We start from the raw sequence: 21,265 nt of genomic DNA, 5'->3' as shown, positions 1-21,265 counted from the left end.
GATATCGGCGGTTATGGGTCCCTGCTTTCGCAGGGATGACGAATTTATTTGTGGCTTGCACCTGTTCTCGATGGCAGCAGTACAATCCTGGAAACTGGAGCATGTGATGGTTTCTCTGATCAAGCCGGGCGCAAAGCTGTTGCAGATCGATGGCCCCGTGATCGTGACCGCGCGCCTCATCCTGCGGCCGTGGCGCGCGTCCGACATCGCGGACAACACGAAAATGCTGTCCGATCCCGAGACGGCGCGCTTTATCACGCCGGATCATCAGCCGGTCACCTCGGAGCTGAAAGGCTGGCGCAACGCCGCCGTCATCTCCGGCCATTGGGCGCTGCACGGCTTCGGCATGTTCGCGGTCGAGGAGAAATCCTCCAGCCGTTACATCGGCCGCGTCGGGCCGTATTGTCCGCCGGAATGGCCGGGCTTCGAGGTCGGCTGGGGCATCGCCAAGGAGTGTCGCGGCAAGGGTTATGCGGTGGAAGCCGCACGCGCAGCGATCGACTTTGTGTTCGCGAACTTCACCGTCGACCGCATCATCCATTGCATCGATCCCGCCAATTTCGCCTCGCAGGCCGTGGCGCGGCGGCTCGGTGCGGTGAACGAGGGCCCGGGCAAGCTCGAGGGCGATGTCGTCGATATCTGGGTCACGCAGCGCAGCCGCTGGCCGCGCGATGGTTCTTGAAAAAGCCGGCGTGACGGCCGATGTTCGAGCCGTTGCCGTTTCGAGCCCGAAGCAAACCGACCGATGACCTTTGCCGCGACCGAACTGTGCCTGCGCGCCGCCACCGTGACGCTGCTGCTGGTGCTTGCGGCCTCGATGTTCGCAGATTTCCGCAAGGTGCTGGCCGGGCGGCTCGCGATCGCCTTCGCGCTTGGCGCGGCCGCGCATGCGGTGACCGCGTCGTTTGGTGCCGGGCCGCCGGTCTCGGACTGGCATGCGCCACTGATCGCGCTCTCGACCGGCGCTATCGTGGTGTTCTGGCTGTTCACGCGCGCGCTGTTCGATGACGCGTTTGTGCTGCGCTGGTGGCACGGCCTGATCTGGGCCGCGGTCGTGGCCTACAGTTTCGTCAGTTGCATGTGGATCGCACCCGCCGGACACGCGCAGATCGCGATCACCATGGTCAATTCGCTCTCGCTCGTCTTCATTGTGCTTGCGGTGGCGCAAACCATCGGATCGTGGTCGGCAGATCTGGTCGAGCGCCGCCGCCGTGTCCGCGTCTTCATCGTCGCCGCGTCTGCGCTGTACGGCGGCATGAACGCGCTGCTTCAGATCGCCTATGCCGGCAGCCGCGTGACCGTGGAATGGGCCAATTTGCTGAACGCGGCCGTGCTCACCGCCGTCGTGGCCGCAATCACCTGGGCGATGATGCGCGTCGACGGCGCCGACCTGTTCACGGTGCCGGCGGAGGCCGTCGTGCTGACGAAGCCCGCCGCGGTCGAGGAGGCGGCGGACCAGAGACTGGTCGATGCCCTGATGCGGCTGATGGCGGACGAGCGCATCTATCGCCACGACAACGTTACGATCGGCACCTTGGCGTCCCGGTTGAAGATCCCCGAATATCGTCTCCGGCGGCTGATCAACCAGCGGCTCGGCTACCGCAATTTCAACGTCTTCCTCAACAACCACCGGATCGAGGAGGCCAAGGCCGCGCTCGCCGATCCAACCCAGGCCGAAGTCCCCGTCATCACCATCGCGATGGACGCCGGTTTCCAGTCGCTCGGCCCCTTCAACCGCGCCTTCAAGGCGACCACAGGCGTGACCCCGACCGAGTACCGGCGGCTGAAGGCGAGCGCGGCGTGATCAGGTTGCCGCGGGCTCCGCTGCACCCTCCCCCTTGTGGGAGGGTGGCTTCAATGCGGAAGCATCGAAGCCGGGTGAGGGGTCTCTCTCCGCGGATGCAGACCCCTCATCCGGCGCGGATTTCATCCGCGCCACCTTCTCCCACAAGGGGAGAAGGGAAGGGGCGTTGCGATTACAGAGCCTTGTAATCACTTCACAATTCCAGAATCGGCGAGCCTCGCGCAATCCTCGGCCAGCCCGATTCCAAATCCGGCGAGCGCTTCCCCACCCGCTGCAGCCTGATCCGCGCCACGCACTCAATGCGCCATGCCGGAGGATCCCGTGACCCGTCGAAAGCTCGCCTTCATTCTCATAGCAACCACCGCGTTCGGTGCGCTGGCGCTGTCCGCCGCCCGCGCCCGCGATGTGCCCAGGGTCGCGACCGGCTTTGTTGCGAATATCGTCTGCTCGGAGACCTTCGTCAGCGGGCTCGACCCCAGGCGAAACCTGGCCGAGACCACGGATGCAATGCCGGGGGCCGGCCTGATCACCTGGGCGATGGATACCGAGGTCGACCTCGATCGCCGCGACGTCACCGTGACGCTGTTCGGGCTCGGCCGCAGCCACGCGGTCTATCGCGAGGGGCTCGGCTGCACGCTCGACCATGGCGAGACGCTGGCCGGAATTGGGTTGCCGGCTGCGAAGCCGCAGGCCGCGCTGCTGCCCGAGATCGCCGGTCCCGCGCTCGTCGCGCCGCAGAGCCCGCAGCTTGCGGCCGCGCTCGATCGCGCCTTTGTTGAGCCGGCCGAGCCGCCGTTCCGGCGCACCCGCGCGGTCGTCGTCATGAAGGACGGCCGCATCGTCGCCGAGCGCTACGCCGATGGCATCGGCATCGACACCCCATTGCTCGGCTTCTCCGCGACCAAATCGGTGATCTCGGCCCTGATCGGAATTCTGGTGCGCGACGGCAAGCTCACGGTCGACCGGCCGGTGCCGATCGCGGCCTGGCAGGATCCGAAGGATCAGCGCCACGCGATCACGGTCGACGAGCTGCTGCGCCACACCGCGGGCCTTGCGCTCGGCAGCTCGCTGCAGGCGTCGCTGGCATCCGTGCTCGAGCCGGTCAACCGGATGAAGTTCATGGAGCCGGACATGGCCGCGTACGCCGAGAGCATTCCGCTCGAGACCGCCCCGGGCGCGGCGTGGAATTATCACGACGGAAATTTCATCATCCTCTCGCATCTGATCCGCAACGCAGCCGGCGGCCACGCCGCCGACGTGATGCGATTTGCGCGCCGCGAATTGTTCGATCCGCTCGGCATGCGCAATGTCGTGATGCAGTTCGATGCTGCGGACACGCCGGAAGGCTCGGGCTCGATGATGGCGAGCGCGCGCGACTGGGCGCGTCTCGGCCAGCTCTACCTCAATGACGGCATGGCCGGCGACAAGCGCATCCTGCCCGAAGGCTGGGTCAAGTACTCCGCATCGCCGACGCCGAACGCCTGGGTCGGCATCGGCGCCGGCTTCTGGACCAATCTCGGCGACAGCTTTGGCGCCAACTTCCGTGTCAAGCACGGCTGGCCGCGCGACGCCTTCTTCGCCAAGGGCACGATCGGGCAATATGTGATCATCGTGCCGTCGCAGCACCTCGTCATCGTGCGGCTTGGCCGCTCGCCGAACATGCCGCCCGACGCGGACGGTGTGTTCGATCTGGTTCGCGATGCCGTCGCGGCGACCTCGACCGGCGCGCGGCTCGCGGGCGGCAATTGACCGGCACGTCACACACCACCCGCGCGATCGTGAATTGAATCTCGGTTTCCGGAATTTTCTGATGTCGTGGCGTATCTCGCAGGAGGTGCGCCACGTTCTCTAAGATCGCTCAGCCGGAGACCATCATGCCGAAAGCCTACTGGATCGTGCACGTCACGGTGCACGTTGAAGCCCGCTATCCCGAATATCTCGCCGCCGCAATGCCGGTATTCGCCAGATACGGCGCCAACTTCATCGTGCGCAACGGCCCCTACGAGGTGATGGAGGGCGCGACACGCCAGCGCAACTTCGTCATCGAGTTCAAGGATCGCGCCACCGCGATGGAATGCTACACCTGCCCCGACTATCAGGCCGCCAAGGCGATCCGGCAGAGATATTCGGACGGGGATTTCGTGATCATCGATGGAGCGGAGTAGGCGTTCCGTCATTCCGGGGCATGCGAAGCTGTGCCCTCATCCTCACTTGTCATCGCCCGGCTCGACCGGGCGATCCAGTACGCCGCGGCCTCTCGGCTCAAGCATTGCTTTCTCTGGAATACTGGATCACCCGCTTTCGCGCGTGATGTCACCGCGCTGTTTGACGTCTTGAATTGCGCCCCATCCCCATCGTCGTCCTGGCGAATGCCAAGACCCATTACCCCAGATGTGGATCGTTGCGCGAGGCTGGGGCCGCGATCCCGTTCATGAGTCAATGCGGTGGTTATGGGTACCTGCTTTCGCTGGGACGACAGCGGTGGGTGTGGCGCGCGCAGCCTGCGCAGGAACGAAGGATCCGCTTACTGCCGCCCCAACTGCGTCGCCTTCGCCACGCGGTCAAACCGTTCCAGCGTCAGGATCGCGTCGGCAAGCTGGTCGGCGCGCTTGTCTAGCACCGGGCGGGCCAGCGTCAAAAACTTCTGCTGCATCGCCTGCGCATCGGGGAACGAGGTCGGTTCGCCGGAGGGATCGGCATAGAGGCGCTCATGGGTGCCGTCATCGGTGGTGATCGAGACGCGGGCGCCGAACGGATGGGTGCGGCCGATCTCGAGGCGGTCGTCCTGCACCACATCGAACTTGTCGGCGAGCGCGTCGATTGCCGCATCACCGAGCCGGTCGTAATCGTCCCACCCGAAATGGCCCTGGTCGAGCGCAATCGCACCGGTGAAGAACATTGAGAACTGGCCGCCGACCACCGAGGTCGGATGGCGCTTGGTGGCAGCGTCGCCGGTCAGCGTGATGCCGTTGCGGTGCAGGCCAATCTCGACCTTCCTGATCTGGTCCGGCGTCAGATTGTGCTCGCGCCGCATCGCGATCAGCGCGTCGATCGCGGCGTGGGTGTAGCGGCAGCTCGGATACGGCTTCACGCCGATCTTCAGCGTCTCGTAGGTGCTGCCGAGTCCGGCTACTGCCTTGTCCGGATGCGCGTCATCGGTATAGCCGACCAGCAGGCCGTGCTTGCCTTCGACCGATTCGCTCGAACCGATGAAGTCGTTGCGCGCCAGGGTCGCTGCGATCACGCCGTTCATCGCGGCGGCGCCGACCTGGTAGCGCTTGTTCCAAGCGCCATTGACCAGGAATTGCAGCGAGCCGGCGGCCTGGCTGCCGGAGACGCCGAACGCGGAGATAATCTGCTCCTTCGACAGCCCGAACAGCTTGGCCGCCGCCGCGGCGGCGCCATAGGTGCCGGCCGTCGCGGTCGGGTGGAAACCCTTGGCATAATGCGAAGTCGGGTCGAGCGCGTTGCCGAGCCGGCAGCACACTTCATAGCCGGCGACGATCGCGGTCAGCACGTCGCGGCCGGAGGCGCCGACCATCTCGCCGATCGCGAAGGCGGCGGGCACCACGGGCGCGCTCGGATGCAGCGAGGAATCGGCGTGGGTGTCGTCGAAGTCGAGCGAATGGCCGAGCGCGCCGTTGAGCAGCGCCGCCACCGCCGGCGTCCAGGTCTTGGTGTCGCCGAACACCGTGGCCTCGCCCTTGCCGTCCAGCGCCAGCGCCTCCAGCATCTTCATCAGGGAGGGGGTCGATTCCGCATCGCGGCGGGCGCGGATGGTGCTGCCCAGGAAATCCAGCGTCAAAACCTTGGCGCGCGCCAGCACCTCCGGCGGGATATCGGAGTATTTCAGGTCGGCGACATAAGCGGCGAGCGTTGCGGTTTCGTGGGCCATCGTGTTTCCTCAATTTTGCGGCGCAGGGTAGGCGGGCAGGTTTGGCCTTTCAAGCCACCTTGCCGCCGCGGGCAGCAGCCATGCTCCAGATCGGTTAGCTTCGAGTCATGTAACACGGGCCTTTCCATTGATTGCGGATCAGGGTGCATGAGGACCTTCGCAAAACGCATGTTTGCCAAGCTTTGGACCCGCAAGACGCAGCTGGCGCTGGCGGTCCGGATCGCCTCCGCCGGCGTGGCGGCCTATACCATCGCATTGGCGCTCAACCTCATGCTGCCGCTGTGGGCGGTGCTGACCTCGCTGATCGTCACGCAGATGAGCGTCGGCCGTTCGCTGAAGGCAACCCGCGACTACATGCTCGGCACCATCGGCGGCGCCATCTATGGCGGCGCGATCGCGGTGCTGATCCCGCATTCCGGCGAGGGCAGCCTGCTGGCGCTGCTGGTGCTGGCGATCGTGCCGCTGGCGTTCATCGCCGCGCTCAATCCCAGCCTGAACTCGGCGACGGTGACGGCGGTGATCGTGCTGCTGCTGCCGACGATGCATCACTCCAATCCGCTGGACTCCGCGATCGACCGCGTGCTCGAGGTCACGGTCGGCGCGCTCACCGGCCTTGTGATCTCGTTCCTGGTGCTGCCGTCGCGCGCGGTCAGCCAGATCAGGGTCAATGCGTCGAAGCTGCTGGAACTGCTCTCGGCGGCATTCGCCGAATTGCTCGCCGGCCTGACCCGCGGGCTCGACAACGATGCACTGCACCGGATCCAGGATGGCATCGGCACCGCGGTGACCAATTTGCACGCGACCGGCCTCGAGGCCGAGCGTGAACGCACCATGCATCTGTCATCCGGGCCGGACACCGGTCCGCTGCTGCGGACGGTCCAGCGGCTGCGGCACGACGTCGTGATGATCGGGCGCGCCTGCGTCGTGCCGCTGCCGGCCGATATCCAGGCCAGGCTGGCGCGGCCGTTGGCCGACGTCAGCAATGCCATCGTGACTTACATGGTGGCGGTCGCGACCGCCCTGCGCGCCGGCAGCGGTCCGGCCGACATGGCACCTGTCGATGCCGCGCTGCATGCCTATAGCGAGGAGGTTGCCGCTGTTCGTAGCCAGGGCCTGACCCGGGGCCTTCCGGTCGATGCCATGGAGCGGTTCTTCGCGCTTGGATTTTCGCTCGACCAGATGCGGCAGAATCTGAACGACCTCAAGCGCTGCCACGGCAATTGGTGCACCAACGAAGATGCTGCCGAAAAGATCGTTACCGAAACATCGGAGAAGAGCGCGGCATGACCTTCGGCTATGCCGTGCGGCGCGTCAGGCCCTTGCTCTCCATGCGCCAGATCAGGAGGTCGATACGGTCCTGACCGAAGAACGGCTCGTTCTCGAACACGAAGGTCGGCACGCCCCAATGGCCGGAGGCGGCGTGCGCATCCTCGTTGCCCTTGATGACTGATTCATAGCGATCGGGATCGGCGGCGATCGCCGTGTCCATCGCGGCGAGATCGAAGCCGGCGGCATCGGCCGCTCGCGCCAGATGATCGCCCTCGTGCCAGCCCTTCACCGAGCCGTCCCACAGCACGCGGCTGATCGCCGCTGTGAAGGCGAGCGACCGACTCTCAAGCTGGGCGGCAGCGCCGAGCCGGGTCAGGCGGTGGATGTAGGGTTGATGCGCGGCGACGTCGAGCGTCGTCATGTCCTGCACGATCGGGTCCGGTCGCGGAAAGCGGAACGGGATGTTCTCATGCTTGGCGACGCGGCTGGAATCGAGCACGACATAGCGGGCGAATTGCGGATTGGTCTTCTTGAAGAAGCCGGGCACGCGCACCGCGAGCGGATAGACCGGCCGCAAATTCACCGCAACATCGTAGTCGGCGACCATCTGCAACGTCTTCGGCAGCGCCAGATAGCTGTACGGACTGCGGAACGAGAAGAACAGGTCGACCGACAAGGTCATGCGCTAGCCTCCGCTCGGTGTGATCTCATCGACCTTCATGCGGCAACCTTCATCCGACCAGTCTGCGGGCCAGCAGGCGGAAACGCAAGATCAGGAGGGTCGCATAGACCGCGGTGCCGAGCGACAGCCCGATCCAGACACCGGGGGCGTTGAGCCCGGCCCAGAAGGCCAGCGCAGAGGCCGACGCGAAGCCGATCAGCCAGTAGCTGATGACGGCGAACAGCAGCGGCACCTGGGTGTCGTTCATGCCGCGCAGCGCGCCGGCGGTGGTGGTCTGCACGCCATCGGCGATGAAGAAGGTCGCGCCGATCAAGAGCAGCATCGCGGTGAGCTGCGCGGTGGCGTCGGAGGCCTCGCCAAGGAACAGGGCCGCGATCTCGAAGCGCGCCAGGATCACCGCGAGCGTCATGACGCTCATGAAGACGCCGGCGAGCGCGACCGCGACGAAGCCGGCGCGCTGCACCGCCTCGGTGTCGCGGCGGCCGACCGCCTGACCGACCCGCACGGTGGCGGCCATGCTGACGCCGAACGGCACCATGAACAGAATCGCCGCGATCTGCAGCGCGATCTGGTGCGCCGCCAGCGCCGTGGTGCTGATCAGCCCCATCAGCAGGCCGGCCGCGCCGAACAGACCGTACTCCAGCAGGAAGGCGATCGAGATCGGCGCGCCGACGGCGACAAGCTTGCCCATCAGCGGCCAGTCGATGCGCCAGACGCGGCTGAACACGTGATACTTGCGGAACGGGCGGCGCCGCGCCGCAAACCACACGCCGGCGAGGAAGGTGGCGAGATTGACGATCGTGGTCGCAAGTCCGGCGCCGAACATGCCGAGTTCGGGCATGCCCCATTTGCCGTAGAGCAGAAGATAGACCATCAGCGCATTGGCCGGGATCGCCGCGAGCGTGATCCACAGCACCGGCTCCGGCCGGTTCACCGCGCTCATGAAGCCGCGCATCGCGATGAACCACAGCGCCGGCAGGATGCCCCAGGCGAGCCCGAACAGATATTGCTGCGCCAGATGCGCGGTGGCCTGGGTCTGGCCGAGCGCGAGCAGGATGCGCTCGCCGTGGAACGGCAGCGCCATCAGCGGCAGCACCATGAAGAATCCCGCCCATAGGCCGACGCGGAGTGCCCGCCGCATCACGCGCGGGTTGCGGGCGCCGAACGCCTGCGCGGCCAATGGCGAGACCGCGGACATCATGCCCATGCCGATGGTGAAGCTGACGAAATACACGGTGTGCGCCAGCGCCGCCGCGGCGACATTCTCGCTGCCGAGCCGGCCGATGAAGGCGAGATCGGTCGTCATCATCGCGATCTGCCCTAGCTGCGTCAGCGCAAGCGGCACGGCGAGCTTCAGCGTTTCGGCGAGCTCAGCCGTGAGCAGCTTGCGAGGTGGGACGACGGCCGCGCGCACCGCGGCCGGGTCGATCTTGTCGATGCAGGTCATGACGGCACGCTTAGCACGGCAAACCGGCCGGAAGGATGGCCAAGCTGCCGCAGGGAGCTACGATCGCGCAGGTATCCGCTTGATCTTGGCGCCGAGCGCGTTGAGCCGCTCGTCGATCCGCTCATAGCCGCGCTCGATCTGGTCGGCATTGTTGATGGTGGAGGTGCCGTTGGCGCACACCGCGGCGAGCAGCATCGCCATGCCGGCGCGGATGTCGGGCGAGTTCATCGGCGCGCCGCGCAGCCGGCTCGGTCCGGCCACGATCGCGCGATGCGGGTCGCAGAGCACGATGCGGCCGCCCATCGCGATCAAATTGTCGACGAAGAACATCCGCGACTCGAACATCTTCTCGTGCATCAGGATGACGCCATCGCACTGCGTGGCGGTGACGATCGCGATCGACATCAGGTCGGCCGGGAAGGCCGGCCAGGGCTGGTCCTCGAGCTTCGGCACATGGCCGCCGAAATCATCCTGGATCTTCATGGTCTGGTTCGACGGCACGACGAGGTCGTCGCCCTCGACGCCGCAGACGATGCCGAGCCGCTCAAAGCCCATCCGGATCGAGCGCAAATGCTCGACGCCGGCGCGCGCGATGCGCAGCGGCGAGCGGGTCACCGCGGCAAGGCCGATCAGCGATCCGACCTCGATATGGTCGGGCTGGATCGCGTAGGTCGTGCCGCCGAGCGTCGCCTGGCCGTGCACGACGATGGTGTTGGTGCCGATGCCTTCGATCTTCGCGCCAAGCGCGACCAGGAAATTGGCGAGGTCCTGCACATGCGGCTCGGAGGCCGCGTTGCGCAGATAGGTGGTGCCGCGGGCGGCGACGGCGGCGACCAGCGCGTTCTCCGTCGCGGTGACGCTGGGCTCGTCGAGGAACACATCAGCGCCCTTCAGGCGCGCAGCGCGGAATTCTAGACGGTGCGTCGCGGTGACCGTGGCGCCGAGTTGCTCGAAGGCCAGAAAATGCGTGTCGAGCCGGCGGCGGCCGATCACGTCGCCGCCGGGCGGCGGCAACGCGACCTCGCCGCAGCGGGCGAGCAGCGGACCCGCCAGCAGGATCGAGGCGCGGATGCGCGCGCACAGCGCCGGATCGAGATCGGCGGCGCGGATCTCCTTGGCATGGATCTGCAGCGTGTTGCGCTCGGTCCATTCGGCGCTGGCGCCGACCGAACGACACAGCTCGACCAGCGTTTCGGTGTCGCGAATGCGCGGCACGTTGGTCAGCGTGACCGGATGCTCGGTGAGCAGGGCAGCTGCAATGATCGGCAGCGCGGAGTTCTTGTTGCCCGACGGCTCGATGGTGCCCGAAAGGCGGCGGCCGCCTTCGACGATGTATTGGATCGGCGGCACGCGGAATGTCCCCTAACGCATCATCCAGACTTGGATGCAGACTTGGATTTGAACTTGGCCATGCGAAATTCCGCAACGGAATCAATGGCTGTCCGGCACCGTAACACAACTCCCGGCGCAGCTTCCACACGAAAGGTAGCCGCGCGACGGTGCCGATCGCCTTGTCACGGACACGTCACTCTCGCCGAGCCATCGCGTCGGAAGCCGCATGGCCGCCGGGAGCAGGTCGTCAGATGTCGATGGTGGCGCTGAGCGAATTTTCCTGGATGAAGTCGCGGCGCGGCTCGACCACGTCGCCCATCAGCTTGGTGAAGATGTCGTCGGCCTCGTCGACCTCCTTGATCTTCACCTGGAGCAGCGAGCGCGCCTCGGTATCCAGCGTGGTCTCCCACAGTTGCTCCGGATTCATCTCGCCGAGACCTTTGTAGCGCTGCAGCGAGACACCCTTGCGGGCGGCATCCGTCACCGCCTCGAACAGGTCGATCGGGCCGTGAATGGTCTGCTCGGCATCCTTGCGCCGGAGCTTGCCGGCCCGCACGTAGATCTCCTGCAGCCTGGTCGCATACTCGTCGAGCTTGCGTGCATCGGCCGAGCCGAGAAACGCGTCGTCGATCACAGCCACTTCCTTGACGCCGCGCACGGTGCGCTCGAACTGGAAGCCCTGGCCTTCCGTGAACGTGCCGATCCAGCCGCGCTCGACTTCGTCGGCAACCGCGTCCAGCCGCTTGGCGATGTAATCGGCCGCGGAGTTGGCAGTCGCGATATCGCTGGTGATTTTCGGGGTCAGCACGCCCGCGATCGCGGCCTGCTCGATCACCGCGCGGTTATAGCGGCTGTGCAGGTTGCGCAGCACGGAGCGGATCGTCCGGGCGTCTTCGACCAGCGACAGCAAGTCACGGCCCGAGCGGTCTTCGCCGGAGGCCGGCTTGAAGACACATTCGTCGAGCCCGGTCGAGATCAGATAATCCTCGAGCGCGCGCTCGTCCTTCAGATATTGCTCGGACTTGCCGCGCGAGACCTTATAGAGCGGCGGCTGGGCGATATAGAGAAAGCCGCCGTCGATGATCGAGCGCATCTGGCGATAGAAGAAGGTCAGCAGCAGCGTGCGGATATGGGCGCCGTCGACGTCGGCGTCGGTCATCACGATGATCTTGTGATAGCGCAGCTTTTCGACCGAGAAATCGTCGCTGATGCCGGTGCCGAGCGCGGTGATCAGCGTGCCGATCTGCTCCGACGACAGCATCTTGTCGGGGCGCACGCGCTCGACATTGAGGATCTTGCCGCGCAGCGGCAGCACCGCCTGGAATTCGCGGTTGCGGCCCTGCTTGGCGCTGCCGCCTGCCGAGTCACCCTCGACGATGAACAGTTCGGACTTCGCCGGATCCTTCTCCTGGCAGTCGGCGAGCTTGCCGGGCAGCGAGGAGACGCTGAGCGGGTTCTTGCGGGTCAGCTCGCGCGCCTTGCGCGCAGCCTCGCGGGCTGCGGCCGCCTGGATCACCTTGCCGACGATTTCCTTGGCTTCCTTCGGATTCTCTTCGAACCAGGCTGCCAGCGCCTCGTTGAGGACGTTCTCGACCACCGGTCGAACCTCCGAGGACACCAGCTTGTCCTTGGTCTGCGACGAGAACTTCGGATCGGGCACCTTCACCGACAGCACCGCGGTGAGGCCTTCGCGGCAATCGTCACCGGTCAGCGCGATCTTTTCCTTCTTCGCATTGGCCTCGGCATAGCCGTTGACCTGGCGCGTCAGCGCGCCGCGGAAGCCGGCCAGATGGGTGCCGCCGTCGCGCTGCGGGATGTTGTTGGTGAAGCACAGCACGTTCTCGTGGTAGCTGTCGTTCCACCACAGCGCGGCTTCGACGCCGATGCCGTTGGCTTCCGCGCGCACCATGATCGGCGCCGGCACGATCGCCTTCTTGTTGCGGTCGAGATATTTGACGAATTCCTCGACGCCGCCGGAATAGTACATCTCCTCGCGCTTCTCGACCGCATGGCGCATGTCGGACAGCACGATGTGGACGCCGGAATTGAGGAAGGCGAGCTCGCGCAGCCGATGCTCGAGCGTCGCGAAATCATATTCGATGTTCTTGAAGGTCTCGGGCGAGGCGAGGAAGGTGACCTCGGTGCCGCGTTTGCCCGGGGCATCGCCGACCACCTTGAGCGGCGCCACGGCATCGCCGTGCGCGAATTCGATGTAGTGCTCCTTGTCGTCGCGCCAAATCCGCAAGCCCAGCTTGCTCGACAGCGCGTTGACCACGGAGACGCCGACGCCGTGCAGACCTCCGGAGACCTTGTAGGAGTTCTGGTCGAACTTTCCGCCGGCGTGCAGCTGGGTCATGATGACCTCGGCCGCGGAGACGCCTTCGCCCTTGTGGATGTCGACCGGAATGCCGCGGCCGTCGTCGTAGACGGTGACGGAATTGTCGGCATTGAGGGTGACCAGGACGCGGCTCGCATGGCCCGCCAGCGCCTCGTCGATCGCGTTGTCGACGACCTCGTAGACCATGTGATGCAGGCCGGACCCGTCATCGGTGTCGCCGATATACATGCCGGGCCGCTTGCGGACAGCGTCAAGGCCCTTCAGCACCCGGATCGATTCCGCACCATATTCGGCCGGAACGGGATGCTCAGATTCGGCAGGGGTCTGCCGGGCAGGTTCAGTCATGTGAGGCCTTCGAGGATGTCCCGAATCAGCTGCACAAAATGAGGCGCTGATTCCGCTATTTGTGCCATGAAAGAGCAGTTGCGCCTAGCGCAAAGTCTCCGTCTACAAACTATTGAATAAATAGGATTTTTTCGGCCTGTTTCAAGGCGCTCAAAGGCCGATTCCGGAGGCTCTGAAAAGCCCGATTCGAAGGCGGATTCGAGGCCCTTTCGGAGACGATTCCGCGTGCTTAGCCGCGCCGTGTGGCGCGGCCGGATTCGACGTCGAAAATCTCTCCCGTCGGGCCGATATCGACGAAGGCAGCAGGGTCGGCGCCGGTCATCCAGACCTGTGCGCCGAGCTTGGCGAGCTCCTCGAACAGCGCCCTGCGCCTATTGGGGTCGAGATGGGCGACAACCTCGTCGAGCAGCAGCAGCGGCACGATGCCGGTCATCTCCGCGACCATCGTGGCATGCGCCAGCACCAGCCCGATCAAGAGCGCCTTCTGCTCGCCGGTCGAGGCGTCGCGCGCCGGCATGCTCTTCGGCGCGTAGATCACCTGCAGATCGGTCAGATGAGGGCCGTCGAGCGTGCGCCCGGCGGCGGCGTCGCGCGGCCGGCTGGCGCGCAGGATCTCGCGGTAGCGGTCCTCCACCGCGGTCGCGGGCTCATGCAGCAGCGCGCTCTCCATCCAGCCGTCGAGCATGATCTCGGCGGACGGGAAGGCCGACGCCGCGCCGCGCTCGCGCAGCATCGCGGCGAGCTTGGCGGCGGTCTGGCCGCGCGATGCGGCGACCGCGACCGCAAGCTCGGCGGTCTCGCGCTCGATCGCATCACACCAATGGTCGTCGTAGTTGCGCACCTCGAGCAGCCGGTTGCGCGAGCGCAGCGAGCGCTCCAGCGCCGAGACCCGGCTGGAATGCTCGGAATCGATCGCCAGCACCAGGCGGTCGAAGAAGCGCCGCCGTTCGGACGCTGCGCCCATGAACAGGCCGTCCATCGCCGGCGTCAGCCACACCATGCGCAGATGGTCGCCGAACGCGGTCGCGGAGCCCACCGGTTCGCGATCGATGCGGCAGCGCCGGCTGTTGCTCGCCTCGCCGGTCGGCGGATCGATGCCGGTGCCGAGTGTGGCGAGGCCGAGCGCGCCCTCGACTTCGGCCGAGACCGCCCAGGAGCCGTCGCCTTGGTTGTCGGCGATGTCCTCCAGGGTCGCGCGGCGCAGCCCGCGGCCCGGCGACAGGAACGAGACCGCCTCCATGCAATTGGTCTTGCCGGCGCCGTTCGGCCCGACCAGCACCACCATGTCGCCCGCGACCTGCAGCGTCGCCGCCCGGTAATTGCGGAAATGCGTCAGCGACAGGCGATGAATGCGGGACGGGGTCATCTCAGCTCGTCATTGCCGGGCAGTCGTGCCCAGCCACGACGCAATCTAGTGCCAATGCGCGCCAAGAGAAGTGCGTCACACCCGCATTGGCATCAGCACGTAGAGCGCGCCTTTGCTGTCGCGGTCCTGCACCAGGGTCGGCGAGCCGGGATCGGCGAGCTTCAGCACCGCGACCTCGCCCTCGATCTGGGCGGCGATGTCGAGCAGATAGCGCGAGTTGAAACCGATATCGAGTGCATCGGAGGCGTACTCGACCTCGATCTCTTCGGTGGCGCTGCCGGAATCCGGGTTGGTGACCGAGAGCACCAGCTTGCCGGCGGACAGAGCCAGCTTCACCGCGCGGCCGCGTTCGCTGGAAATGGTCGAGACGCGGTCGACGGCGGCCTCGAAATCCTTCTTGTCGACCACCAGTTCCTTGTCGTTGTTCTGCGGAATGACGCGGCCATAGTCCGGGAAGGTGCCGTCGATCAGCTTCGAGGTCAGCACCACATTGCCGAGCGTGAAGCGGATCTTGCCGTCCGACAGTTCGATCGAGATCTCTGCGTCGTCACCCTCGATCAGCCGCTGCACCTCGCCGACGGTCTTGCGCGGGACGATCACGCCGGGCATGCCGGTCGCGCCCTTGGGCAGCGCGAGGTCGATCTGCGCCAGACGATGGCCGTCGGTCGCAACCCCGCGCAGGGTCGCCGCCTTGGCGTTGCCGGCGGCGTGCAGATAGATGCCGTTGAGGTAATAGCGGGTCTCTTCGGTCGAGATCGCAAACTGGGTGCGGTCGATCAGCCGCTTGATGTCGGAGGCCGGCAGCGAGAACGAATGCGTCATATCGCCGGCGGCAAGGCCCGGGAAATCGCTTTCGGGCAGCGTCTGTAACGTGAAGCGCGAGCGGCCGGCGCGCACCGCGAGCACCGAGCGGTCGCCGTCGGCCTCCAGCACGATCTGCGAGCCGTCGGGCAGCTTGCGGACGATGTCATAGAACATGTGCGCCGGCACCGTGGTCGAGCCGGCGGTTCCGGTCTCGGCCGGCAGCGTCTCCGTCACCTCGAGATCGAGGTCGGTCGCCTTCAGCGACAATTTGGCGCCCTCGGCGCGGATCAGCACGTTGCCGAGGATCGGGATGGTGTTGCGGCGCTCGACCACGCGGTGAACGTGACCCAGCGATTTCAGGAGTTGCGCGCGCTCGACGGTGACCTTCATTGCAATACCCGCCAGATCCCTCAGATGGAAAAGCCGGGCGGCCGTTCAGGGCAGCACCGCGGCATTGGAAACCCGATAAGCCGGATCAATACCGGATTTGATCAAACCCACGGGGGGACCGCAAGGTGGCGCGGATGGGCGGCCGGTGCAAGGGATACGGGCGCGAAACCGGCCCCGTTCCCCACGTTTTGGGCCGGAAAAAAGTTTAGCCCTCCCCTCTTGATAAAGGGGAGGGCTATGGAACGAGCCGGCCAGATGAGGCGGTCTTATACCTGCAGTCCTATTCCTGCAGCTGACGCTTCAGCGATTCGACTTCCTCCGACAGCGTCGTGTCCTTGGCGACCAGTGCCTCAATCTTGCGCACCGCGTGCAACACTGTGGTGTGGTCGCGGCCGCCGAAGCGCCGGCCGATCTCCGGCAGCGAGCGCAGGGTCAGCGTCTTGGCCAGATACATCGCAACCTGGCGCGGACGCACCACGTTGGCGGTGCGACGCGACGACAGGAGGTCGGAGCGGCTGACATTGTACTGCCGGGCGACGACGCGCTGGATGTCCTCGATCTTGATCCGCTTCGGCTCCTGCGGGCGGATCAGGTCGCGCACCTCGCGCTCGGCCATCTCCAGCGTCACCGGCTGGTTGTTGAGCTTGGAGTGCGCCAGCAGGCGGTTGATCGCGCCTTCGAGGTCGCGGCCGTTATGGGTGATGGTGCGCGCCAGATAGTCGAGCACTTCCTCCGGCACATCGAAGGTCGCATGGTGAGCGCGGGCCGCGGCGACGCGCGACTTCAGGATGCCGAGCCGCAGTTCCTCGCCGAGCGAACCCATCTCGACCACCAGGCCACCGGCGAGCCGCGAGCGCACGCGGTCGTCGAGGCTTTCGAGGTCGGACGGCGGACGGTCGGCCGCGATCACGACCTGACGGCCGGCGTCGATCAGCGCGTTCAGCGTGTGGCAGAACTCGGCCTGCGTCGACTTGCCCTGCAGGAACTGCAGATCGTCGATCACCAGCACGTCGATGCCGCGCAGCGCCTCCTTGAACGCCAGCGCCGTCTGCGTCTTCAGCGCCGCGACGAAGCCGTACATGAACTTCTCGGCGGTGAGATACAGCACCTTGCGCTCGCCGCCGGAATTGCCGGCCCAGGTCACGGCCTGCAGCAGGTGCGTCTTGCCGAGGCCGACGCCGGCATGGATGTAGAGCGGGTTGAACATCACGGGATCGCCGCGGCGACCTTCCGCGACCTGGCGCGCAGCCGCATGGGCCAGCGTGTTGGAGCGGCCGACGACGAAGCTTGCAAAGGTCAGGCGCGGATCGAGCGGCGAGCCGCCGAGCGCGTCATGGCTGGCGGACACCGGCGCGGTCGCGAACGAGCGCAGTTCAGGCGCGGGGCGGCCGTCATGGCGCTCGACACGGCGCACTTCGACCGGCGCAGCCGCTTCCTTCACTGGAGCCACCGCGCGGATCGCCGAACGCACGGTGAGGTCGATGCGATGCACTTCGGGCATCTCGGCCTGCCAGCAGGTGAGCACGCGTTCGGCGTAATGCGCCTGGATCCAGCTCTTGAGGAACCGGGTCGGAACCGACAGGTGCACGCTCTCGTCGTGCACGCTCTCCAGATCCATCCGCGCGAACCAACTCGTGTAAACGTCCTCGCCAACACTCGTCCGCAAACGTCCCTTCACCCGCGACCAGCGATCCTGTTCCGTGTTCGTCATTGCTTTCGTACTTTTCCAAATCTGAGAGATGATGATTGCGAAAGCGCCGTGCAGGGGGCCTGCAACGACGCGACCTCTAGCGGGCGCGGTCTGCTCTGGACAAAGCTCTCCCGTGTGGCGGCCATGCGCCACGCGACAGGTCAGCTGTTTGGAGAAGATGCGTCCCGCGAGGTCAGCGCGTACTCGACGGTCTCTGCGGGTAAGAGCCAGCGTCCGAGGGGTTGATTACGGCACCACAGGAAGTCTGCACTTGGGCTGTCGTTGGTTCGACTGTAGTGATGATACCGTAAGGCATAAGTCCTCCCCCTCCCACCGCGACGTATCGCGGCAAGTTGTCAGCTTGCTGGTGTCTTCAAAATCGAACTGCTGCTACCGAACACCGAAATGCCCGGCGCTTCGCCGCCGCGTGTCGTCGTCAACCTGTTCGCTTGCGCCGCGTTCCCGCTGCCAGATTCCGACTGACGCCCTGGTCTCTCTTGTTCGATCCCCCAAATTGCCGGGGACACCGCCGGAGATATTTTGACACAGGTCGACCGTCCCCATATCGCTATGAGCCGTCAATCTAGCTTCGCTTGGAAAGCGTCGCTAACGCACACACCGCCGCCGATTTGTGCGTCCGCCCTTGGGTCTCAAACCGCGCTGATCTGGAGAGCCGTGGGCGTCGCGAACAAGAAATAAATACACCAAGCGTATTTTCTGACAATCCGTGGATTCGACGGGGATCGAGACTCTTCGCGACTGTTGCGGCGGTGCCGACGCTGAGTTGCGAAAGCAAGGTTTTGAATCAGCGCGCAGATTCACGCGCGTCACAAACGACGGTGCAATACCAAAAATTTTTCATAGAAAATTTACATTTGGTCTCGCGCCGGTCATTTTTCCAATCGCTGTCCAGCGCTATGTGCATAAGTAACTCGCGAAGCGTGAGTTTTCTCGATTACTTTTGCAGGGTAACCCGCGCCGCAATTTCCGACGCGCGATGCCGCGCCTTATTCCATTTATCGCGCTTAGCGCAGAACAATCTGCACGAGTGCGGCGCGTTAAGCATATTGGGCCGGTAGAACTACGGACGCGACGAAACATGACACGCGGTTCGTCGCGCGGCAACGCCGACTCTTCTCGCGCTATGAAACTTCCACGACAAAATGTGAGACCAAAACAAAAAGCCCGGCGCGAGCCGGGCTTCGTGACAAACGTGTTCCTCAGTCAGCTCGCGCGGCGAGCTCTACTCGCTGAGCTTACGTGTTGAGCTTACTTGGCGAGCTTGGCGATGCTCTGCGTAAGGCGCGACACCTTCCGGCTCGCGAGGTTCTTGTGAATGATGTTGCGCTGCGCTGCCTTCATCAGTTCGGGCTCGGCCTTGCTCATCGCCTTGAGTGCCGCCTCGCGGTCGCCGCTCTTGATCGCTTCCTCGACGGTGCGCACCGCGCCACGCATCTGCGTGCGACGCGACTTGTTGACGATGGTGCGGCGAGCAATCTTGCGGGTCGCCTTCTTGGCGGAGGTGGTGTTGGCCATGGTTCTCTAACTGTCCTTCGGCGGTGATCGCTCGGTGGTCGGGCTGGCGCGCACCGGCCGGTTCAAATCTCAACTCTGATGTATTTGTCCAAGGTGTTGTCTTGGGTGTCCTTGAGGCGGCCATACGAAGAGCGCAAAATGCTGCCCCGGCATGCGGCACTGTCCAAAGAACAGCGGCGGCAGGATTGCACCCGCCGCCATCGGCCGGTCTTATAGATGGCGCGGCCTTAACCGTCAACGCTTTCGGGACCGAAAAAGGACCGGAAATCGGCCTCGCAAGGGCCGGATAAGCCGCTGAAGAGGTTGAATCTCCGGGGAGCGCCCGGTAAGGCCTGTCGACGCGTGGGGCGCGACTGGGAGTTAGGGTGACGCATGATCCGCGGCTTTTTCCGCCTGATCGGCCTTTTGCTGCTGGCCGGCAGTTTCATCTTCATGGTCTATGACGGGGCCCGCTACGTCGCCGACCAGAGCCTGCGGTTCACCCAATTCGGCCAGTTCTGGAACGATATCCACCAGTCGAGCCAGCAGGCGTTCCATGCCTGGGTGGATCGTTTCGCGCCCTGGCTGTGGAACGACGTGATCCGCGTGCTTCTGGAGCAGCCGGTTTTCGCGGTGCTCGGCATTGCTGGCATCCTGCTGATGATCCTGTTCCGGCCGCGCAAGCCGCTGATCGGCTACGCGCGCGACTGAGCCGGCTGCAGCCCGCTTGAGCTTCTCTTGGCCGCAGCCGTCGGTAACGGGGCTGCCATCATCCGCGTAAGGACATATATAGGTGACAGCTGGCCCGCAGGCCCAGCCCGCGTCGGCCGATGTTCCGCCCGGAGGTATCCATGTTGTTCATGCGCAAGACCACCGCGTTGCCAAGCGCCGCCGAGGCGCTGCCTGGCCGCGCGACGCCGATCCCGACCGCGACCACCCATTTCGTCAATGGCAGCAAATTGACGCCGCCCTATCCGCAAGGCCTCGAGCAGGCCGTGTTCGGGCTCGGCTGCTTCTGGGGCGCGGAACGGAAGTTCTGGGAACTCGGTGACGGGATCTACACCACGGCGGTCGGCTATGCAGGCGGCCACACGCCGAACCCGACCTATGAAGAGGTGTGCTCGGGACGCACCGGCCACACCGAGGTCGTGCTCGTCGTGTTCGACCCGAAGAAGATCTCTTACGAGAAACTCCTGAAGACGTTCTGGGAGAACCACAACCCGACGCAGGGCATGCGCCAGGGCAACGACATCGGCACGCAGTATCGTTCTGCGATCTACACGTTCAGCGATGCGCAGCACAAAGCCGCCGATGCTTCGCAGGCGATGTATCAGAAGGCGCTTGCCGCCAAGGGCCTCGGCGCGATCACGACGGAAGTGGCGCCGGCCGGCGAGTTCTACTTCGCCGAGGACTACCATCAGCAATACCTCGCCAAGAATCCGGCGGGCTATTGCGGGCTTGGCGGCACCGGCGTGTCCTGCCCGATCGGCGTCGGCGTCACCGCCTAATCGCCGTGTCGTGCGCCAAATCGAGGGGGAGGCGGGCTTTCCGGCTCCCCGCTCGGTCCTCGAAAACCCTTTATTAACCATAAGTGGTGCAAGACTGGGCTTGTCTCGCCGTTGAGGGATAGGTCCGGTGCCGGTTGCACACGCGTTACGATTGCCGATCACTGCCGTTGTGGCTGCGCTCGCGCTGTCTGGCTGCATGAGCACGTCCGGCCCCATTGCCGTCGGCCCGCAAGGTGTCGATGCCGTCACCTATGGACCGGCCTACGCACCCGCTCCGGTTGCCGACGCAGGCGGTGGTGGTGCGATCAGCGCATTGCGGTCCGCCTTCGCCAGCACTTCTCCCGGTTATGGCTATGCCGCGCCCGGCGCCGCCCCGGTGGTTTATGCCGCCGCGCCGGGTGGGCCCGCTGGCTACGACAACTCCTATCATCTCGGCCCTGGCGACAAGCTCCGCGTCGTGGTCTACGGCCAGGAAGGCCTGACCAACTCCTACGCGATCGACGCTGCCGGCTCGATCACCATGCCGCTGATCGGCTCGGTGCCGGCACGCGGCCGCACGCCGGCCGGGCTTGCCGGTGAAATCTCGGCACGCTTGCGCAACGGCTTCATCCGCGATCCTTCAGTCGCGGTCGAGATCGAATCCTACCGGCCGTTCTTCATCCTCGGCGAAGTCCAGGCTCCCGGCCAATATCCCTACGTGCCGAACATGACCGTCGAAAGCGCGGTCGCGATCGCCGGCGGCTTCGCGCCACGTGCCCGCCGCGACAGCGTGACGCTGACCCATACCGATGCATCCGGTTCCGGCCGCTTCGTGGTGCCGCTGGGCACGCCGATGAGCCCGGGCGATACGGTGTTCGTCGGCGAGCGCTGGTTCTGAGCA

Annotated in this window: 17 protein-coding genes; 8 read left to right on the top strand and 9 right to left on the bottom strand. The window is 65.3% G+C overall.

Annotated features, from left to right (window positions below; all coding sequences use genetic code 11):
* Positions 1-106 precede the first annotated feature (106 nt).
* From ACE103_RS41885 to ACE103_RS41870, 4 genes are all read left to right on the top strand, one after another.
* Positions 107-682 (top strand): GNAT family N-acetyltransferase, encoded by a 576-nt coding sequence (locus tag ACE103_RS41885; protein WP_375777699.1) that lies wholly within the window; start codon positions 107-109, stop codon positions 680-682.
* A gap of 63 nt (positions 683-745) precedes the next feature.
* Positions 746-1,804 carry a helix-turn-helix domain-containing protein gene (locus ACE103_RS41880; protein WP_375777698.1) on the top strand — a complete coding sequence of 353 codons (1,059 nt, stop codon included), beginning with the start codon at positions 746-748 and terminating at the stop codon, positions 1,802-1,804.
* Positions 1,805-2,125: 321 nt separating this feature from the next.
* Positions 2,126-3,553, top strand: coding sequence for a serine hydrolase domain-containing protein (locus ACE103_RS41875; RefSeq protein WP_375777697.1), 1,428 nt, complete (start codon positions 2,126-2,128; stop codon positions 3,551-3,553).
* Between the two features lie 125 nt (positions 3,554-3,678).
* On the top strand, positions 3,679-3,969 hold the full coding sequence (locus ACE103_RS41870; RefSeq protein ID WP_375777696.1) for a DUF1330 domain-containing protein: 291 nt from the start codon (positions 3,679-3,681) through the stop codon (positions 3,967-3,969).
* Between the two features lie 359 nt (positions 3,970-4,328).
* Here the strand turns inward: ACE103_RS41870 and ACE103_RS41865 are convergent, their stop codons facing one another.
* Positions 4,329-5,699 carry an MmgE/PrpD family protein gene (locus ACE103_RS41865; RefSeq protein WP_375777695.1) on the bottom strand — a complete coding sequence of 457 codons (1,371 nt, stop codon included), beginning with the start codon at positions 5,697-5,699 and terminating at the stop codon, positions 4,329-4,331.
* A 147-nt stretch (positions 5,700-5,846) separates the two neighbouring features.
* Between ACE103_RS41865 and ACE103_RS41860 the strand changes: the two genes are divergently transcribed.
* On the top strand, positions 5,847-6,986 hold the full coding sequence (locus ACE103_RS41860) for an aromatic acid exporter family protein (protein ID WP_375777694.1): 1,140 nt from the start codon (positions 5,847-5,849) through the stop codon (positions 6,984-6,986).
* 7 nt (positions 6,987-6,993) lie between these two features.
* Here the strand turns inward: ACE103_RS41860 and ACE103_RS41855 are convergent, their stop codons facing one another.
* The 8 genes from ACE103_RS41855 to rpsT all read right to left on the bottom strand — a co-directional run bounded on the left by ACE103_RS41855 (position 6,994) and on the right by rpsT (position 18,898).
* Entirely contained in the window at positions 6,994-7,650 is a 657-nt protein-coding gene (locus ACE103_RS41855) for a 2-hydroxychromene-2-carboxylate isomerase (RefSeq protein WP_375777693.1), read from the bottom strand.
* Between the two features lie 49 nt (positions 7,651-7,699).
* Positions 7,700-9,097 (bottom strand): MATE family efflux transporter, encoded by a 1,398-nt coding sequence (locus ACE103_RS41850; protein ID WP_375777692.1) that lies wholly within the window; start codon positions 9,095-9,097, stop codon positions 7,700-7,702.
* 57 nt (positions 9,098-9,154) lie between these two features.
* The gene (murA, locus tag ACE103_RS41845; protein ID WP_223971699.1) at positions 9,155-10,447 is read right to left on the bottom strand and encodes a UDP-N-acetylglucosamine 1-carboxyvinyltransferase; all 1,293 of its coding nucleotides are present in this window, start codon (positions 10,445-10,447) and stop codon (positions 9,155-9,157) included.
* A 229-nt stretch (positions 10,448-10,676) separates the two neighbouring features.
* The gene (gene gyrB / locus ACE103_RS41840; protein ID WP_375777691.1) at positions 10,677-13,112 is read right to left on the bottom strand and encodes a DNA topoisomerase (ATP-hydrolyzing) subunit B; all 2,436 of its coding nucleotides are present in this window, start codon (positions 13,110-13,112) and stop codon (positions 10,677-10,679) included.
* 229 nt (positions 13,113-13,341) lie between these two features.
* The gene (recF, locus tag ACE103_RS41835) at positions 13,342-14,478 is read right to left on the bottom strand and encodes a DNA replication/repair protein RecF (protein ID WP_375777690.1); all 1,137 of its coding nucleotides are present in this window, start codon (positions 14,476-14,478) and stop codon (positions 13,342-13,344) included.
* Between the two features lie 75 nt (positions 14,479-14,553).
* Positions 14,554-15,672 carry a DNA polymerase III subunit beta gene (dnaN, locus tag ACE103_RS41830; protein WP_223971707.1) on the bottom strand — a complete coding sequence of 373 codons (1,119 nt, stop codon included), beginning with the start codon at positions 15,670-15,672 and terminating at the stop codon, positions 14,554-14,556.
* Between the two features lie 280 nt (positions 15,673-15,952).
* The gene (gene dnaA, locus ACE103_RS41825; RefSeq protein WP_223971709.1) at positions 15,953-17,383 is read right to left on the bottom strand and encodes a chromosomal replication initiator protein DnaA; all 1,431 of its coding nucleotides are present in this window, start codon (positions 17,381-17,383) and stop codon (positions 15,953-15,955) included.
* 1,248 nt (positions 17,384-18,631) lie between these two features.
* A complete protein-coding gene (gene rpsT / locus ACE103_RS41820; RefSeq protein ID WP_029079417.1) occupies positions 18,632-18,898 on the bottom strand; it encodes a 30S ribosomal protein S20 in 267 nt (88 codons plus the stop codon).
* Between the two features lie 372 nt (positions 18,899-19,270).
* Here rpsT and ACE103_RS41815 point away from each other — a divergent pair, with 372 nt between their 5' ends.
* The 3 genes from ACE103_RS41815 to ACE103_RS41805 all read left to right on the top strand — a co-directional run bounded on the left by ACE103_RS41815 (position 19,271) and on the right by ACE103_RS41805 (position 21,262).
* Positions 19,271-19,588 carry a hypothetical protein gene (locus ACE103_RS41815; RefSeq protein WP_223971711.1) on the top strand — a complete coding sequence of 106 codons (318 nt, stop codon included), beginning with the start codon at positions 19,271-19,273 and terminating at the stop codon, positions 19,586-19,588.
* 140 nt (positions 19,589-19,728) lie between these two features.
* Positions 19,729-20,385, top strand: a complete 657-nt coding sequence (gene msrA / locus ACE103_RS41810; RefSeq protein ID WP_092120552.1) for a peptide-methionine (S)-S-oxide reductase MsrA — start codon at positions 19,729-19,731, stop codon at positions 20,383-20,385.
* A 127-nt stretch (positions 20,386-20,512) separates the two neighbouring features.
* Positions 20,513-21,262 carry a polysaccharide biosynthesis/export family protein gene (locus ACE103_RS41805; protein WP_374708034.1) on the top strand — a complete coding sequence of 250 codons (750 nt, stop codon included), beginning with the start codon at positions 20,513-20,515 and terminating at the stop codon, positions 21,260-21,262.
* Positions 21,263-21,265 lie beyond the last annotated feature (3 nt).

The organism is Bradyrhizobium sp. ma5 (assembly GCF_042258955.1).
Lineage (GTDB): Bacteria > Pseudomonadota > Alphaproteobacteria > Rhizobiales > Xanthobacteraceae > Bradyrhizobium.
Note: the sequence above shows the minus strand (reverse complement) of the source record. Positions and strands in the feature narration are given on the sequence as shown.

Bases quoted from the DNA above. Each gene is read 5' to 3' on its own strand.
- ACE103_RS41885 (WP_375777699.1), top strand. From the start codon at position 107: ATGGTTTCTCTGATCAAGCCGGGCGCAAAGCTGTTGCAGATCGATGGC.
- ACE103_RS41880 (WP_375777698.1), top strand. From the start codon at position 746: ATGACCTTTGCCGCGACCGAACTGTGCCTGCGCGCCGCCACCGTGACG.
- ACE103_RS41870 (WP_375777696.1), top strand. From the start codon at position 3,679: ATGCCGAAAGCCTACTGGATCGTGCACGTCACGGTGCACGTTGAAGCC.
- ACE103_RS41865 (WP_375777695.1), bottom strand. From the start codon at position 5,699: ATGGCCCACGAAACCGCAACGCTCGCCGCTTATGTCGCCGACCTGAAA.
- ACE103_RS41860 (WP_375777694.1), top strand. From the start codon at position 5,847: ATGAGGACCTTCGCAAAACGCATGTTTGCCAAGCTTTGGACCCGCAAG.
- ACE103_RS41855 (WP_375777693.1), bottom strand. From the start codon at position 7,650: ATGACCTTGTCGGTCGACCTGTTCTTCTCGTTCCGCAGTCCGTACAGC.
- ACE103_RS41850 (WP_375777692.1), bottom strand. From the start codon at position 9,097: ATGACCTGCATCGACAAGATCGACCCGGCCGCGGTGCGCGCGGCCGTC.
- gyrB (WP_375777691.1), bottom strand. From the start codon at position 13,112: ATGACTGAACCTGCCCGGCAGACCCCTGCCGAATCTGAGCATCCCGTT.
- recF (WP_375777690.1), bottom strand. From the start codon at position 14,478: ATGACCCCGTCCCGCATTCATCGCCTGTCGCTGACGCATTTCCGCAAT.
- dnaN (WP_223971707.1), bottom strand. From the start codon at position 15,672: ATGAAGGTCACCGTCGAGCGCGCGCAACTCCTGAAATCGCTGGGTCAC.
- dnaA (WP_223971709.1), bottom strand. From the start codon at position 17,383: ATGACGAACACGGAACAGGATCGCTGGTCGCGGGTGAAGGGACGTTTG.
- rpsT (WP_029079417.1), bottom strand. From the start codon at position 18,898: ATGGCCAACACCACCTCCGCCAAGAAGGCGACCCGCAAGATTGCTCGC.
- ACE103_RS41815 (WP_223971711.1), top strand. From the start codon at position 19,271: ATGATCCGCGGCTTTTTCCGCCTGATCGGCCTTTTGCTGCTGGCCGGC.
- msrA (WP_092120552.1), top strand. From the start codon at position 19,729: ATGTTGTTCATGCGCAAGACCACCGCGTTGCCAAGCGCCGCCGAGGCG.